The organism is Legionella lytica (assembly GCF_044626755.1).
Classification (GTDB): domain Bacteria; phylum Pseudomonadota; class Gammaproteobacteria; order Legionellales; family Legionellaceae; genus Legionella; species Legionella lytica_A.
The window spans coordinates 46,936-63,296 of the sequence record NZ_JBGORX010000002.1 but is presented as its reverse complement, the minus strand read 5'-3'; the positions used below and the strand labels follow the sequence as shown (position 1 = coordinate 63,296).

Here is a 16,361-nt window from a genome sequence, read left to right as displayed (position 1 = left end):
GCTGTAGATTCAATAGATGAATTTAGGTAAAGTGAAACAGCATGATTTACCTCATGTAGTTTCTTTTGTTTTTGGAACTCAACATTAATTAGGAGAGGATATGCGTTTTAATCAATGGATGGGCTTTATTGTTGCTGGTTCAATGTTGGCAGGTGCTCAGGTTTCTGCTGCTAGTGTTCCTGTACATGAGCAATTGCAAGTTTCTCAATGCCTTGCTGCAAAAATAACTACTGCATATGATGTTTTGGCAGAAAACAACCAGTTTCGAATTATAGATGTTCCCAGTGCAGATGTTGAGTCAATCAGTCATTTGGCCGATAAGGAACATTGTGGTCGTTTTGTCAATGTGAGTCAGCGCGTAGCAGGTAATTCCCTGGCTGCAAAACAGCTTGCCGCTAAAAGCGTTTTAGCAAAGAAAGCGTTACATGCGCCCTTAAAAGAAAAAACAACCTATGAAATTAAGCATCAAGATGAAGTAAACGCGGCCTTGAAAAGCGTGGTTGCAGATAATATTTGGCAAACTTTGGCTCATTTAACTTCATACCATAATCGTTCTGCTACCAAAGACACTGGTGTTGAGGCGGCAAAATGGTTAAAAGCTAAATTTGAAGCAATGGCAACGGAATATGGTCGTACCGATGTGGCAACCTATTTTGTTTCTACAGGCTACTACAAACAACCTTCTTTAGTGACCGTTATTGGTAAAGACATTAAGGCTCCAGGTATTGTTATTGGTGCACATATGGATACTTTAGATGGTCGTATGCCTGGTGCTGGTGATGATGGTAGTGGCTCTTCCAGTATCATGGAAATGGCGCGCGTTCTATTATCATCTAACACGGCTTTTAAACGTCCTGTTTACATTATTTGGTATGCCGCTGAAGAGCGGGGCTTGGTTGGTTCACAACATGTGGTCGAGCATTTCCAAGAGCATGCTATTCCCGTTAAAGCGGCGATCCAATTTGATATGACGGGTTATCGCGTTGATCCTAAAGATCCAACCATGTGGGTATTTACAGATTACACCGATAGAGGTCTAAGCAATTTTGTCGCGAAGCTAATTGATACCTATGTGAAGGTTCCTGTTGATTATTCTCGTTGTGGCTATGGTTGCAGTGACCACGCGTCGTGGACTGAAATCGGCGTTCCTGCCGCATTCCCATGTGAATCAAACTTCGATGATCACAACCCTTATATTCATAGCTCTTCAGATACTATGGCACTTTTGAGCTTAGAACATATGACTAACTTCAGTAAATTAGCAGTAGCTTTTGCGATTGAATTAGCATCTGAGTAATTTTCTTCTGGCCTCTTTGCTTCAGTCAAAGAGGCTCTTAATTGAAATTATAAGTTTCTACCTTTTCTTTGATTATTTTATACGTGTTGGAGTAGAGCATGAGCAAGTTAGCACTTAAGGCTGGATTGTTTTTAGCAGTGCTTTTGGGTTTTTTGGGAAGTGCTAGCTTATTCGCGACCACTCATAGATTAACGCCTCCCTGGGAATTATTGCAACGCCAATTAAGCGCTGCTTTAGAAGCTGACCCTTGTGTGAGCGTGAAGCCATTAACCGGTCAAGGGCTGGACATGGAAATTAGCGTGATGGTTTGTCAGGATAAAAAAGCATTAGCGCTTGCCGCTTTTTTGAGTAAGCGCCATGAGTTTGGTGATTATTTGGCGGTCACTGTGAATGTCTATGCACCGAATTTGCTACCGGTCAATGCAACACTTCCTGATGATTTAGAAGCTACTGCAAAAATGTTAAGCAGGGCTTTAGTGGGTAATAAATATTTTATAAAAACAGGAATGGGGACTGGTCCAATGGCGCAACTTGTAGCCTATGCGATTTTTCAGCCTCTAGTAATTCAGTATTATTCTGATGATATTAGTGATTGGTATTCCAATACGAATGAGGTCGCGGCAAAAGTCTTTAGTGAAGTGTTCAATTTACATCCTTTTGATGAGAGGGCAGTACCCATATTTTCCACTACTGCGCCTATGTCAAAAATGTAGAATAGGCACTCTGATTTTGTGCTGTTTAATGTAACCTGGTTTGAGCAAGCCGATACATTTTTTATTACTCTACAGGCCGCTCTAACAAACTCTTTAATTTCTCATGTTTTGTACTTAACTTCGCAATTAACTTCTCCGGTTGATATTGCTCTAATTGTGCCTCTAATTGGCTGATTCCTAGTTTTTGCTTTTCCAGTTGTTGAGCTAAGGCAGGAGAGGGGCTGGCTTTATATTCTTCAGTAAGTTGCGCACAAAGGGCATGTTGTTCGGTTAAAAAGCTAGTGACTGCCTGGAGTCTGTTGACTCGGTAATCAATATCCTCTTTTAACTTTTGGAGGGTTGACTCAGCATGAGTTACACGCTTCCTGCGTGTAACTTGCTCATTGTGTTGTATTAACTTTTGGGAGGCACGAGTATTCTTTTTGTTATCAAAAAAAATAGCCATTTTTACCTCCCAATTTTTAGTGTACGGTGATAACGTTATTGGTATTTGTTTGTTGTTCTAAGGTTGGGGATACATCGGCTGTGAGTTCATCAGCCTGATGCTCTTCTTGAGTAATAACATACTCTGACTGCTGAATTGTTCTATCAACGATTCTATCAAGAGGCTCATCCTTTGTACCAATTTCTTTTACTAGTTGTATTTGCTCCTCGAATAATGCCTCTATCAAAAGGGATTGTTCATCAACTAGTTCCCTATCAATGTCATTAACTTGGTCGATGACTGGTAATGATGCTTGAGCTGCCTTCGGCATCTTGCCATCAAGTTCCTTGAACTCCTCTTCACTGAAATTGGCATGAAGAACTGCTTGAAGGAGTTGAGTTTGGAACTTATCAACTTGAAGCGCTTCTTCTTCTGGGAGCTGTTCAATTTCCTTTAGAGTGGTAATGTTGGTTAATCGTTCCTGGTAAATTTTTTCTCGCGCAGGCTTCATGCCTGTTAATTCAGATTGATAGCTTGCCAGATTTCTCTCGTTACGACCTACATTCAGTGTAGTCGCTAAGAGAGTGGCAAATGCTAATCCAGCACCAACGGCACCGAAAATTAATTCTGAGCCAACCAACGCAACACCCAACGGAGCAAGTACGCCTGAGAGTACCAAAGCAAAACCAACTAAGGTAGCCAGTGCGGCTATTGCCCCAAAAATACTACCGCTATTTCGGCGAAGAAACGGTTGTTTTCCTGCGGTGTCTAATGATGGTTTATGGAACCAGGTAGAATACCATTTATCTAATTGGTCAATATTTTCTTTGCGTTTTTCGTTTAAGGCTGTTTTAACTATTTTTAGGTCTGGCTCGGAGAGTTGCCATTTTTTTATTTTCTGCTCTTGGGCCATTAACCGCGTAACTATTGCTGTGCTATAAGGATATGATCCGGTGTGAAATTGATCATAGAGCTTCTGTACGTGAGCCAGATTGAGTGCTCCATTCTGAGTAAATAGCGCGCTTGACATTAGTTGTTGGCTGAGCGCCTTGGAGTTCATAAAATCAATGGTCGCTTTTTGAGCGTTATTAGTATCGGTTAATCCATTCTCTTTCTGATCGAGCAGCTCTTCGGACGAAAGCAGTAAAACATCTCTGTCTTTAGGTTCTGCTGTTGTATTACGTATAATGGAGACAGACCATAAATTAGGATCTAATGTAGAATAATCAATAGATATTCCACATGAAATTCCTTCATCATCAAAATAGCATAGGCTAATATTTTTTCTGCTAGCAAAGTATGCAAGGATCTCTGTGCGCTCAGGAAGACCCTCAGCTGCCTTGCGTTCTGTAAAACGAGGGCTTTTTAGAATATAGAGTTGCAGCATCAGCATAAAGATTGCACCGGTTCCATTTCCCTGGTTATATGCTGCGGAAGTAGAAGGACTCATCCAGTGGGCTACATATTCCTCAATGGTTCTGCCATTGGTAGGGAAGAATTGGTCGCGATTCAAGTCCTTGAGCAATTGGGTGGAAAGCTCTGAGCTAAGGGTGGTATATTCTTTAACAAGAGCCTCTTCCGAGGGATACATCGTGTTTGATAGAGGATAGATTGCTTTAAGCATATCTATGAAATTTCCCGTTAACTTTCTAACCTTAGCCATGATCGCACCACGTTGATCTAATTGAATTCTCCTAATATAACATGAAAAGCTTAACTGATTATTAAATAAGCATTGGTTTAGGTGGTTTTATTGGCTGGTGCTGAGCGGATGAAGCTGCGCTCAGCATTCAGTTACAGGAGGAATTTATTTTTCATAACCATCAGGTTTAGATGGATTGACCGGTGGGCAATGATACTCTGCAGAAATTTTATCGTCATGATCAACTGCTTGCAGGATCACCGGGAATTGCCATAAGGTGTAAAGATGTTTTAATACTGCTGGTGTGGTTTCTCCTAAGGGGACACGATTTTGTTGGGTATACCTTAAGGTCAGCGAGCGATCACCTTGTAAGTCAACGGAATAAACTTGGATATCGGGTTCAAAAGTACCTAAATTATATTGTCTAGACAAGGCTTCCCTAATTTTTTGATAGCCGCCATCATCATGGATGGCATTGACGTAGAGCTCAGGGCTTCGGTCATCATCAACAATATGAAACAATTTTAAATCGCGAATTAATTTTGGGGATAAATATTGCGCAATAAAACTTTCATCTTTGTAGTTACGCATGGCGGTATCCAGGCTTTTTAACCAGTCAGTATTAGCCAAATAGGGAAACCAGGCTTTATCTTCTTCCGTGGGATTTTCACAAATACGCTTGATGTCTTGCATCATATGGTATCCCAGGGTATAGGGGTTAATTCCACTATAGTAAGGGCTATTATAAGCGGGTTGCATGATGACATTAGTATGGCTTTGTAAGACCTCCAGCATAAATTCGTCGGTGACCAAGCCCTCATCGTACAGCGCATGCAGCAGGGTGTAATGCCAAAAACAAGCCCAGCCCTCATTCATTACTTTCGTTTGTCCTTGCGGATAAAAATACTGCGCCATCTTACGAACAATGCGCACGATTTCCCGTTGCCAGGGCTCAAGTAAGGGGGCATTTTTTTCGAAGAAGTATAAAATATTTTCTTGTGGCTCACTGGGAAAGCGTCTTTTCGTGCTCTTTTCCACAGCGTGTTTGCTTTGGGGAATGGTTCTCCACAATTCATTGATTTGCGATTGCATGTATATTTCGCGGTTTTGTTGGCGAATTTTTTCTTCTTGAATGGATAATGGTGCCGGATGTTTGTAGCGGTCAACACCATAATTCATTACGGCATGGCAAGCATCCAAGATTGCTTCAACTTCATCAATACCATAGCGCTCCTCACATTCTGCGATGTACTTTTTCGCAAAGACTAAATAGTCAATAATGGCATCAGCAGAGGTCCACATTTTAAAAAGATAATTATTTTTAAAAAAGGAATTATGACCATAGCAGGCATGTGCAATCACTAAGGCTTGCATGGCAATAGTATTTTCTTCCATTAAATAGGAAATACAGGGATTGGAATTAATGACCATTTCATAGGCCAAGCCCATTTGTCCTCGCTTATAACTTTTTTCTACGCCAACGAAGTGTTTGCCGAAAGACCAATGGTTGTACCCTATAGGCATGCCTACGGAAGAATAGGCGTCCATCATTTGTTCTGCAGTAATAACCTCTATTTGATTCGGATAGGTATCCAGGCCAAAATCTTTAGCGATACGTGCAATTTCACGATCATAATCTTGGATTAATTCAAAGGTCCACTCCGCACCAGTGGATATAGGCTTTTTCTTTCTCATGCCGTTTTCCTTTTAAATAATTCATGAAATACTGGATAAATATCTGCAACAGTATCTATGTTTTCCATCGCAAAGTTAGGGTATTGCTCTTTAACTAGCTGATAGACTTCCCATAAGCTTTGATGATGGCGTGGCATAATTTCAATGTATGCAAAATACTGCAATAAAGGCATGATTTTATCTTGTAGCAATTCTTGGCAATAAGGCGAATCAGCATTCCAATTATCTCCATCAGAAGCTTGAGCCACATAAATATTCCATGCCTCTGGGGGATAGCGTACTTCAATAATGTTATTCAGTAACTCCAGGGCACTTGAAACCACCGTACCCCCCGTTTCCCTGGAGTAAAAAAACTCTTCCTCATTGACTTCTTTTGCGGAGGTATGATGGCGGATAAAAACCAATTCGATTTTTTCATAATTTTTGGTGAGGAACATATACAACAAAATGAAAAATCGTTTGGCTATATCTTTCTTTGCCTCATCCATAGAGCCTGATACGTCCATAACGCAGAACATGACGGCCTGCGTGGAAGGAGAGGGAACTCGAAGGCGGTAGTTGTAGCGTAGATCAATCGTGTCAATAAATGGCACGGCCTGTATTTTCTTTTTTAAATATTCAATCTCAAGTTTTAATTCTTTAATAGCCATTGTATCGGGAACGGGTTCATTGAGTAACAGCTCTAATCGTGTTTCCGCCGCTTTTAATTGGCGTTTGTAAGGAGAAGCTAAAGCAATTCGGCGGCTAGTGGCCTGCTTCATGGAGCGCAATACATTGATATTATTAGGAATGCCGCTGGTAGTTACTCCGGCGCGAATGGTTTTAAACGTGCTGATACGTGCTAATTCTTTTTTCACCAAATCAGGTAATTCCAGATCTTCAAAATATAAATCGAGGAATTCTTCACGGGATAGTTCAAAAACAAAATCATCTTCGCCTTCACCACTGTTACTGGCCTCCCCATCGCCACCGCCATCACCACCACCGCCGCCACTGGGCCGTTTAATGCGGTCGCCGCTAATAAAATTATCGTTTCCCGGTAGAACACGTTCTACGTGCCCACCTCGACCTTGATGAAATCGGGGTTCAGAAATGTCTTTTGCAGGAATAGAAATTTGTTCGCCTTGATCAATCTCTGTAATGCTGCGTTTACCGACGGCATCGGAGACGGCTCTTTTTATTTGGTTTTTATAACGACGAAGAAAGCGCTGGCGATTGACCGTGCTTTTCTTCCCCGCATTTTGTCGTCTATCAATCAATTGCGACATGATTTAAACTCCGCGACCTAGGTGCCAATTGTGCTCTCCTCTGCTTCAATGTTCTGCTTGCGCATTGGCTAGTGTCATTGAGCCCCGCATGTTACAGCGGGGTAAAGAGAAGAGGATTATTGAGTCGTTTATTATTGTGATTTACGTACTCGTAAATACCATTCACAAAGCAGGCGAACCTGTTTGCGTGTATAGCCTTTCTCTATCATCCGAGAAATAAACTCCTCATGTTTTTTCTTATCATCTTCAGATGCTTTGGCATTGAAGGAGATAACTGGCAGTAAATCTTCTGTGTTGGTGAACATTTTCTTTTCAATGACGGATCTTAGTTTTTCATAACTATTCCATACGGGATTTTTACCACGGTTATTTGCCCGTGCCCGTAAAACAAAGTTCACTACTTCATTACGGAAATCTTTAGGATTAGATATACCTGCAGGTTTTTCAATTTTTTCTAACTCTAAATTGAGTAAGCTGCGGTCAAAGATTTCGCCAGTATCTGGGTCGCGATAATCTTGGTCCTGTATCCAGAAATCAGCATAAGTAATGTAGCGATCGAAAATGTTTTGTCCGTACTCTGAATAAGACTCTAAGTAGGCGGTTTGAATTTCTTTACCGATAAATTCAACATACTTCGCTGCTAAATATTCTTTAATGAAGGCTAAATAGGTTTCTTGAACTTCTTGAGGGAATTGCTCTTGTTCAATTTGACGTTCCAATACATACATCAAATGTACGGGATTGGCCGCTACTTCACTGTGATCAAAGTTGAATACCTTAGAGAGGATTTTGAACGCAAAGCGGGTAGAAACACCACTCATTCCTTCATCAACTCCGGCAAAATCACGATACTCCTGATAGGATTTTGCTTTAGGATCGGTATCTTTCAAGCTTTCACCATTATAGACGCGCATTTTTGAATAAATGCTGGAGTTTTGGGGTTCTTTCAAACGGGTTAATACGGAGAACTGAGCTAACATGTCCAAGGTACCAGGAGCGCAATGAGCATGGGTCAGGGAGCTGTTATCAATAAGCTTTTGATAAATTCGTGTTTCTTCGGTCACTCGTAAACAATAAGGTACTTTCACAATATTGATACGATCAATAAAGGCTTCATTGTTCTTGTTGTTTCTAAAGGTTTGCCACTCGGATTCGTTCGAGTGCGCTAAAATAATTCCTTCAAAGGGGATGGAGGATAAGCCCTCAGTAGCATTGTAGTTACCTTCCTGAGTTGCAGTAAGTAACGGATGCAGCACTTTAATGGGGGCTTTAAACATTTCCACAAACTCTAAAAGACCGCGGTTGGCTCGGCATAAGCCGCCAGAGAAACTGTATGCATCAGGGTCATCCTGGGAAAATTCTTCTAATTTACGGATATCTACTTTACCTACAAGCGATGAAATATCTTGGTTGTTTTCATCACCAGGTTCAGTTTTTGCCACCGCAATTTGCTTCAAACGCGAAGGTCTGACTTTAACCACCCTGAATTGGCTAATGTCACCATTGAATTCATGCAAGCGTTTTACGGCCCAAGGGGACATCAGGTAGCGTAAATGGCGCGTGGGAATACCAAAGCGTTCTTGTAGTAATGCAGCATCTTCAACGGGGTTAAATAAGGATAAGGGTGATTCAAATACGGGGGAGCCTTTAATCGCATAAAAAGGAATATTTTCCATTAAGTCTTTGAGCTTTTCTGCTATAGATGATTTACCACCGCCCACAGGGCCTAGTAGATAAAGTACCTGTTTGGTTTCTTCCAGGCCTTGAGCTGCATGTTTTAAGAAGCCCACGATTTGCTCGATGGGTTCTTCCATACCATAAAAATCTTTAAATACGGTATATCGCTGGATAATCTTGTTGGAAAAAATACGCGATAACACCGGGTCGTGTCGCGTATCAACCATTTCTGGTTCGCCTATGGCCATTAGTAGGCGTTCCGCTGGATTAGCATATGCTGACGGATCGTTTTTGCACAATTCCAGATATTCATCCAAGCCCATCTCTTCTTCTTTGTTATCCACAAAGCGCTTGGTATAGCCGGCCAAAAAATCTTGAGTGTTCATGAGCTATCCCCTTAACTTATCCCTCAGCAGGATATAACGTGATTTCCGGTATCTCTGCTTCTTTTTATTTATTTTGCAAAGAAACTTCTTACCTCAAGTATAGGCATTAATTTAAGTAGTTTTCCAGATAACCCAATAAACTTAAATGTTTTTTTATGTTCGAAATGTTAACTACATTAATACAGCTGTCGATTTTTGTATTCTCTGGCCTATAATTGACAAATATTTCTGTTGTTACTCAATGCTTTTTTACGATGTACTCATTGATTTATAGAATACTTTAGGTGATTCTTATCCACAATTCGCGTTATAAGGGAAAATGATGACCATTCCAGACAGTACCATTTATTTAAAAAACTATCAGGCACCTTTGTTTGCAGTTGATACGGTAAATTTAAATTTCGATTTATATGATGATCATGCTTTAGTGAGCAGCGAACTTAAATTAAGTCGCCAACACGCGGGGGCCTTGCATTTATATGGTGAAGAGCTTGAATTAGTGAGCTTGCATCTAAATGGCCAGCCATTGGATGCATCTGCTTACCAGCTAACCGAGGATGGGTTAATCATTGAAAACTGTCCTGATGAGCTGACCCTAAAGATTGTTACGCGTATCTACCCACAAAATAATACCCAACTATCTGGACTTTATCGTTCTAATCATCTGTTTTGCACTCAGTGTGAGGCGGAAGGTTTTCGCCGCATTACCTATTTTCTCGACCGCCCTGACGTATTGGCCACTTACACCACCCGTATTTCCGCTGATAAAAAACAGTATCCAATTTTATTATCCAATGGAAACTTAATTGATTCCGGGGAGGAAGATAATGGACGCCATTGGGTGGTATGGCAGGATCCCTTTAAGAAGCCTTCCTATTTATTTGCATTGGTTGCGGGAAATCTCGCCCATATTCGCGATAAGTTTGTTACCTGCACTGGAAGAACTATTGATTTATATATCTATGTTGAGCCAGGTAATGAAGATAAATGCGGGCATGCTATGGAGTCTTTAAAGAATTCCATGCGCTGGGATGAAGAGGTTTATGGTCGCGAATACGATTTAGATATTTTCATGATTGTGGCCGTAAGTGACTTTAATATGGGAGCCATGGAGAATAAGGGCTTAAACATATTTAATTCTAAATACATCCTCGCTCGTCCTGATACCGCAACCGATCAGGATTTCGCTGGTGTTGAGGGCGTAGTCGCCCATGAGTATTTCCATAACTGGACTGGAAATCGTGTTACTTGCCGTGATTGGTTCCAATTAAGTTTGAAAGAAGGATTGACGGTGTTTCGCGATCAAGAGTTTTCGCGCGATATGAATTCACGTGATGTGAACCGAATTACTGATGTGAAGGTTTTACGCAGCAGCCAATTTCCAGAGGATGCCAGCTCTATGGCACATCCGGTACGACCCGAGTCTTATCAGGAAATTAATAATTTTTATACCGCGACCGTTTATAATAAGGGAGCGGAAGTCATCCGCATGCAGCATACTTTATTAGGGAAGGAACGTTATCGCAAAGGTATGGATTTATATTTTGCACGTCATGATGGTCAGGCGGTAACGATTGATGATTTTGTGGCGGCAATGGAAGATGCTAATGCGGTTGATTTAACACAATTCAAACGTTGGTATAGCCAAGCCGGTACGCCAGAGGTAAAGGTAACGAGTCATTATGAGCACGGACAGTTGACGCTTAACATGATACAAACCTGCCCGGCAACTCCAGAATGTAAGGATAAAAAACCATTCCATATCCCTATTCGCATAGCTTTGTTTGATGGCACGGGGCAGTTAATGCCGATAGAGCATGAAATTCTCGAATTAAAAGAGGCTGAGCAAAGGTTTAGCTTTAGCGGATTACGGGAAAAGCCGGTAATTTCCTTATTACGTGAATTTTCTGCACCCATTAAGTTGAAACATGAACTTAGCTGCGAGGAATTAATTTTCTTAGTACGCTATGAAACCGATGGTTATGCCAAATGGGATGCGGCGCAACGTTTAGTGTTGAATTGCATGAGCGAGTGCCTAACCTTACCTGAAGAGAAATGGCAGATATCCGAGGCTTTAATTGCCGCATTAAGACATGTGTTATTGGATGACTCTTTAGATACTGACTTACGCGCTGAATTGCTTACCCCTCCGGGTTTTGAAGAAGTTGCCTCCCTGTTAGACGCAGTAGATGTGAGTAAAGTCGAAGCTGTTCGTGACTATTTCCGCATTCAATTGGGTACGTATTTATATGCGGAAATTCATGCGCTATACCAGCAATTGTGGCTGGCTGAAGACCATAGCATGAATGGTCTCGCTTATGGCCGTAGGAAGTTACGCAATGTCTGTTTATGGTTAATGATGAAAGCGAATGAGCTGGCGGCAATAGAGATGTGTCAGCAACAATTCGCGCATGCCAAAACCATGACCGATCAAATCGCAAGCTTTGCGCTATTGGTCAATTGCGCTAACCCAAAAATGCGTGAACAAGCAGTTAATGATTTTTATCAGCAATGGTCTAAGGACGAACTCGTTTTGGATAAATGGTTTGCCATCCAAGCGGCCAGTGAGCTTCCCAATGCTTTAGAACAGGTACGCAAATTATTAGCACACCCTGATTTTAGCATTAAGAACCCAAATAAAGCTCGCTCTGTAATTGGCGCATTTTGTATGGCAAATCCACGCAATTTCCATGCCCCTGATGGCAGTGGCTACCAATTTTTAGCGGAAATGTTGCTTACTTTAGATAAGCTTAACCCGCAAATTGCCGCACGGATGGCGAGCCCATTCACCCGCTGGCAACGTTACGATAGGCCACGCCAAATGCTCATGCGCCAACAGTTAGAGCAATTAGCCAAACAGTCTTTGTCACGTGATTTGGCAGAAGTAGTATCGAAAAGCCTGGTAGCGGAAATAAAATAAATACACTGTGGTTGCGTGTAACCAGGTTTTCCCGAAACGGTGGCAGAGGATGTAGCCCGTATTAGCACAGCCTAATACGGGACAGCCTTTCACTTAGCACCTACTCTAAATTAAACGATTTTAACTCTTTCACAATCTGTCCCTGGGAATCTGCGATTCCCACTCCAATGGCAAATGCCGTAGCCCGTACCTGCAGCTGATGCTTTTTAGCAAATTGGGGGATCAACTTTTGCAATTCATTATACAATTGCGCACTTTCATATTTATTCAAATGGTCCGCGGTAAACACGGAAAAATGAGGCTTATAATAATTTAAAACGGTAGGGCTACCGTATTGATTAAATAGAATTTGCCGGTCTATGTCTCGAGTTGCCCAAGCAGGGATGGGGGCTTCCTTGTCGCGCAAGTGCGATAAAGCTTCCAACGTTTTGTTGCTTAAGCCTTGTATTTGTGGAACATTGGTCACCGAAAGCATAACATAGCCATTGGTAGAGGGTACTAGCCGAGAGGTAAGCAGAGGTATTTGCTTTTCTTGTTTCGCCAAATTTGCCGTACGTTTAATAATATCAGGGATTTGGGCGTCATTATAATTTGCCATGTATAAGGTGACATGCAACGGGCTTTTTTCAAGATGGGGCGTGATTTGGTACGTGTTAAATACCTGCTCCTGGGCTAGAAATTGGTTAAAATCTTTAATCAAGGTTGCTACATTATTGTCCGGTTTCAATTTAAGATAAACATTAATTGATTGACTGCCTGCGATGGATGTACTGGCAATAAAAGAACAAATTAAGAGGAGGGTGTAGTGTTTCAGCGTTTTGCAGTGATGGGTAATCCTATAGACCATAGCTTATCTCCAGTAATTCATCAGTATTTCGCAAAGCAAGCCGGTATTCAACTTACTTATGCAAAAATTAAAGCAGATGAACAGTCCTTTGAACAGCAGCTAACGGATTTTTTTCACCAGCAAGGACGCGGTGTTAATGTTACTTTACCGTTTAAGCAGCGTGCTTTTGTGATGGCGAAGCAGGTTAGCGAACGCTGTCAACAAGCAGGGGCGGCCAATACTTTATGGATGCATAACAATCAATTGCATGCGGATAACACGGATGGCGTGGGCTTACTCCGTGATTTACACCATCATATTAACTTACTTGGCAAGCGTGTCGCTATTTTGGGGGCAGGGGGGGCGGCTCGTGGGATTATTCATCCCTTATTGCAAAATAAGCTCGCGGAATTAGTTATTGTCAACCGCACCCCAGCTAAGGGCCTGGAACTACAACAATTATTCTCGCAAATCCACGTGCAAAATATCAATGAACTAAGGGGCGCTTTTGATTTAATCATCAATGCAACCTCGGCAAGTTTAGCGGGAGAGCTACCGTCTCTGCCTCCGGAGTGTTTGATTGAAAAACCATTCTGCTATGATTTATCGTATAAAAAACAAGGTGATACTGCTTTTGTGCATTATGCAAAAGAGCAGGGGTGTGACGCGGTAGATGGTTTAGGAATGCTAGTTGAGCAAGCCGCCGAAGCATTTCTTATTTGGCATGGATTTAAACCGGAAACGCAAACCGTGCTAAAACATTTAAGAACATAAAATAAACCTGTTTGCTAGCAAACAGGTTTCCGGCAATTATTCAAAAAAATTAGTAACGGTCTTTGCATTATTAATCGTATCCTGAAAACCTAATTCCAGCAGTTCCCGGGTAAATTCACGCTCAAATAACAGGAAGCTTAAGAGGTCACCGGAATGATTTTTAGCTCCTAACACATTCAGCAAATAACGCAGTAATACAGGCAATGAAGTAAAATGAGCCTGTGCAATCGATGCCACATCTTTACTCGGACGTAAATGCACGGTACTGATTGGTCGCCAAGGGGAATGGCGTTTTTTCCACATGGATAAAAGCATAGCGATTTCATTCATGCGATTCACCATTTCAATATCACGGTCCAGGTTATCCAAAAACAAACCATTCAACATACTACCGAGAATGTGTGCAAAGGGAATGTCAGTATGATTCGGTGTCTCATCCGCATCGGCAAAAGTCGGCAATGCGCGAGTACCTAAAATCATAATTTTATCTACCTCAAAGCGAATCGCCCCCCGTAGTGGTGATACCAGGCCTACACTACCATCACCATAATGAAATCCATCCAAAGGTACAGTTGGAAAGAATAAAGGTAAGGCACTCGAGGCTAATATATGCTCTGCTTTAATTTCTGTCCGCTGACTGCTGTGTCGTGGATAATGCCAATCCGTAAAGTCAGGGCTATTGTGTGCATAAAAAGAAATGGTTTGATTACTTTGATAGCAATTGCTAATGATTTCCAAGGTATTAAGATGCCCATCACTAATGTTTTTCGCAATGCGAGAAAAATCCATTGTTTCCTCAATGAGCTCTTTTAGGGGGCTGGTATCCAGTAAATGTCCTGTTTCGCGTTGTTTTACAATTAACGTACTTACATTACGCATCACAGATTTACTCAGCTCATAATTGCTGGCTTTATAGATTTGCTGGCAATGGATTTCACTCCAAATCATTTCTAATTTGTCCAAGGCTCGGGGGAAGTCATCAGCATTCTCGGCAAGAACAACCGCATTAATGCTGCCCACACTAACCCCACTGACTAGACTAAAAGGCAGTTTTTTAACTTGTAAAATATGGCCAATAGCTTTAAGAACACCCGCCTGATATGCACCACGGGCACCACCACCTGCTAGATAAAGGGCTTTTTTAGCCGTCATATGTTGCTACTGTTAATGATTTATAAGAGAAAATATAGTTGAGATCATGGTTGATTAGCAAGCATCATCAGACTTTCTTAAGCTTTTATTGCTATATTAAAGATGAAGAATGTTATTTTCTAGGTGAGTTATGGGAGCTGAGCAGGAACATAATGCGGTTATTTCAGTCGAGCAAGCAAACGACTTACTCATGCAAATGCAAACACCGATACTTTACGAGGTAAAAAAACCGACCGTATCTGTGCCACTGTTGCAAAGGATTCCCTTTGTCTCACAATTTGTTAAAAATGCCAGCGAATTGGGTGATAAGGCAATTCATGTAGGGGGGACATTCACCAAAATACCTGGCTTAAAAACACCTGAACATCTTGGGCAGGGACTTCATTGGGGGGGAGCTGCTTTAGCGGCGCTGGATTTTCTTCTTATTCCCATGATTTATTTATCATCCTATATTTATGGCGAGAAAGTTCCTTTTACCTTAAATAATAATGCACGTTGGCTGTATTCAGGTGCATTGCTTGCGCTTACTCTAACTTCTATTTTAGTACCAGCAGCAGCAACACCAATAGGTCTGGTGCTTGGTGGGATCAGTATAGGCTTAAGTTCCTTTTTATTAGGGAAAGCTATTTATGAGCGCTATCACTTAGGAAAAGAACGAAAAGCACTGGCTACCGAAATCGTCCATGCTGAAGAAGAAATGGCGCTGATTCAAGAGCAGGCGAAAGTACTTCAGGGGGCTTTGACAAGGGCTACGACTAAGGAAGAACAACAGGCACTTTGCGCGCAGGTCGAGCTCGTGCAAAAGCAATACGGGGAGCAAAAAGAAAAAATAACTGGCTTAAAAGAACGAGAAGCCGTAGTTAATGAAAAAATTAAAAAATTACAATTCATTCATATTTTGGATAAAGGGCTGGGTGTAGGCTTTGCTTCTCTTGCAATGGTGGGTGTGGTTCTTTCTATATTTCTTCCTGCTGTGGGTTTGCCTATGCTCGCGGGAGTTGGTGTGGCGAGTGCTGCCTATCTTTCCGCGCGTATTCTCGGTCCTTTAATACGTGATGCAGGGAGCTGGTTACTGGATAAGTTACGTAATGTCTTCGGGAGAAATGAGGCAGAAAAAACAACCGCGAATGGCTTAGAAAATGTCTTGGAGCATTCGAATACTCATACGGAACAAACAAGCAGTCGCATGCAAGAGCACGAGGGTTTTGCCCAGAGTGAAACCGCTCATGCCGAATTAAATTCAACGGGTGCGATGCTGGAGCATCTTTTAGGCACCAGAGAAGCGGTTATTGCCAGTCTGAACCATGAGCATACAGCAACGAATGAGCTTGATGAAGATATTGTGATTAATGAGGCGCTTATAGACCTGGATGCCCATGCTGGTGAATCCCAGGGTGAAAACGAGCAGGAAGGCGACTCTAATGGTGACAGTGATTCAGAAGATGATGGTAGCGCAAATAGTGATGAAGAAGAAAACCGTTTTGCTTCTTTTTAAGATTGTTTGCAAACTCAGTTTTTAGTTTTGCAATAAGACGCGTTGCAAAAAGCAAAAAATTACTTTAAGTTTAAATATTATCTTCTAGGGAA

General features: G+C 41.7%; 12 protein-coding genes. 5 read left to right on the top strand and 7 right to left on the bottom strand.

Features of this window, described 5'->3' with window-relative positions:
• Positions 1-100: 100 nt before the first annotated feature.
• Together lapA and ACD661_RS07770 are read left to right on the top strand one after the other, a co-directional pair.
• A complete protein-coding gene (lapA, locus tag ACD661_RS07775) occupies positions 101-1,297 on the top strand; it encodes an aminopeptidase LapA (protein WP_400187297.1) in 1,197 nt (398 codons plus the stop codon).
• A 98-nt stretch (positions 1,298-1,395) separates the two neighbouring features.
• The gene (locus ACD661_RS07770) at positions 1,396-2,010 is read left to right on the top strand and encodes a group-specific protein (protein ID WP_400187296.1); all 615 of its coding nucleotides are present in this window, start codon (positions 1,396-1,398) and stop codon (positions 2,008-2,010) included.
• Between the two features lie 64 nt (positions 2,011-2,074).
• Here the strand turns inward: ACD661_RS07770 and ACD661_RS07765 are convergent, their stop codons facing one another.
• The 5 genes from ACD661_RS07765 to ACD661_RS07745 all read right to left on the bottom strand — a co-directional run bounded on the left by ACD661_RS07765 (position 2,075) and on the right by ACD661_RS07745 (position 9,102).
• Complete coding sequence (locus tag ACD661_RS07765; RefSeq protein WP_400187295.1) at positions 2,075-2,455, bottom strand: hypothetical protein; 381 nt, start codon at positions 2,453-2,455, stop codon at positions 2,075-2,077.
• A gap of 16 nt (positions 2,456-2,471) precedes the next feature.
• Positions 2,472-4,097 carry a hypothetical protein gene (locus ACD661_RS07760; RefSeq protein WP_400187294.1) on the bottom strand — a complete coding sequence of 542 codons (1,626 nt, stop codon included), beginning with the start codon at positions 4,095-4,097 and terminating at the stop codon, positions 2,472-2,474.
• Positions 4,098-4,241: 144 nt separating this feature from the next.
• Positions 4,242-5,771 carry a SpoVR family protein gene (locus ACD661_RS07755; protein ID WP_400187293.1) on the bottom strand — a complete coding sequence of 510 codons (1,530 nt, stop codon included), beginning with the start codon at positions 5,769-5,771 and terminating at the stop codon, positions 4,242-4,244.
• Positions 5,768-7,039 (bottom strand): YeaH/YhbH family protein, encoded by a 1,272-nt coding sequence (locus ACD661_RS07750; protein WP_400187292.1) that lies wholly within the window; start codon positions 7,037-7,039, stop codon positions 5,768-5,770. The genes ACD661_RS07755 and ACD661_RS07750 overlap by 4 nt, the downstream gene beginning before the upstream one ends.
• Positions 7,040-7,170: 131 nt before the next feature.
• Positions 7,171-9,102, bottom strand: a complete 1,932-nt coding sequence (locus ACD661_RS07745; RefSeq protein ID WP_400187291.1) for a PrkA family serine protein kinase — start codon at positions 9,100-9,102, stop codon at positions 7,171-7,173.
• Between the two features lie 322 nt (positions 9,103-9,424).
• Between ACD661_RS07745 and pepN the strand changes: the two genes are divergently transcribed.
• A complete protein-coding gene (gene pepN, locus ACD661_RS07740; RefSeq protein ID WP_400187646.1) occupies positions 9,425-12,022 on the top strand; it encodes an aminopeptidase N in 2,598 nt (865 codons plus the stop codon).
• Between the two features lie 100 nt (positions 12,023-12,122).
• On the opposite strand, the gene ACD661_RS07735 is transcribed toward pepN, so the two are convergent.
• Entirely contained in the window at positions 12,123-12,869 is a 747-nt protein-coding gene (locus ACD661_RS07735; protein ID WP_400187290.1) for a 2'-5' RNA ligase family protein, read from the bottom strand.
• Here ACD661_RS07735 and aroE point away from each other — a divergent pair.
• Positions 12,828-13,622 carry a shikimate dehydrogenase gene (gene aroE, locus ACD661_RS07730; RefSeq protein ID WP_400187289.1) on the top strand — a complete coding sequence of 265 codons (795 nt, stop codon included), beginning with the start codon at positions 12,828-12,830 and terminating at the stop codon, positions 13,620-13,622. The genes ACD661_RS07735 and aroE overlap by 42 nt on opposite strands.
• Positions 13,623-13,658: 36 nt before the next feature.
• Here aroE and ACD661_RS07725 read toward each other — a convergent pair whose 3' ends face one another.
• Complete coding sequence (locus tag ACD661_RS07725) at positions 13,659-14,774, bottom strand: patatin-like phospholipase family protein (protein ID WP_400187288.1); 1,116 nt, start codon at positions 14,772-14,774, stop codon at positions 13,659-13,661.
• Positions 14,775-14,904: 130 nt separating this feature from the next.
• On the opposite strand from ACD661_RS07725, the gene ACD661_RS07720 reads away from it, so the two are divergent.
• Entirely contained in the window at positions 14,905-16,269 is a 1,365-nt protein-coding gene (locus ACD661_RS07720; RefSeq protein WP_400187287.1) for a hypothetical protein, read from the top strand.
• Positions 16,270-16,361: the final 92 nt, after the last annotated feature.

Bases quoted from the DNA above. Each gene is read 5' to 3' on its own strand.
- lapA (WP_400187297.1), top strand. From the start codon at position 101: ATGCGTTTTAATCAATGGATGGGCTTTATTGTTGCTGGTTCAATGTTG.
- ACD661_RS07770 (WP_400187296.1), top strand. From the start codon at position 1,396: ATGAGCAAGTTAGCACTTAAGGCTGGATTGTTTTTAGCAGTGCTTTTG.
- ACD661_RS07765 (WP_400187295.1), bottom strand. From the start codon at position 2,455: ATGGCTATTTTTTTTGATAACAAAAAGAATACTCGTGCCTCCCAAAAG.
- ACD661_RS07760 (WP_400187294.1), bottom strand. From the start codon at position 4,097: ATGGCTAAGGTTAGAAAGTTAACGGGAAATTTCATAGATATGCTTAAA.
- ACD661_RS07755 (WP_400187293.1), bottom strand. From the start codon at position 5,771: ATGAGAAAGAAAAAGCCTATATCCACTGGTGCGGAGTGGACCTTTGAA.
- ACD661_RS07750 (WP_400187292.1), bottom strand. From the start codon at position 7,039: ATGTCGCAATTGATTGATAGACGACAAAATGCGGGGAAGAAAAGCACG.
- ACD661_RS07745 (WP_400187291.1), bottom strand. From the start codon at position 9,102: ATGAACACTCAAGATTTTTTGGCCGGCTATACCAAGCGCTTTGTGGAT.
- pepN (WP_400187646.1), top strand. From the start codon at position 9,425: ATGACCATTCCAGACAGTACCATTTATTTAAAAAACTATCAGGCACCT.
- ACD661_RS07735 (WP_400187290.1), bottom strand. From the start codon at position 12,869: ATGGTCTATAGGATTACCCATCACTGCAAAACGCTGAAACACTACACC.
- ACD661_RS07725 (WP_400187288.1), bottom strand. From the start codon at position 14,774: ATGACGGCTAAAAAAGCCCTTTATCTAGCAGGTGGTGGTGCCCGTGGT.
- ACD661_RS07720 (WP_400187287.1), top strand. From the start codon at position 14,905: ATGGGAGCTGAGCAGGAACATAATGCGGTTATTTCAGTCGAGCAAGCA.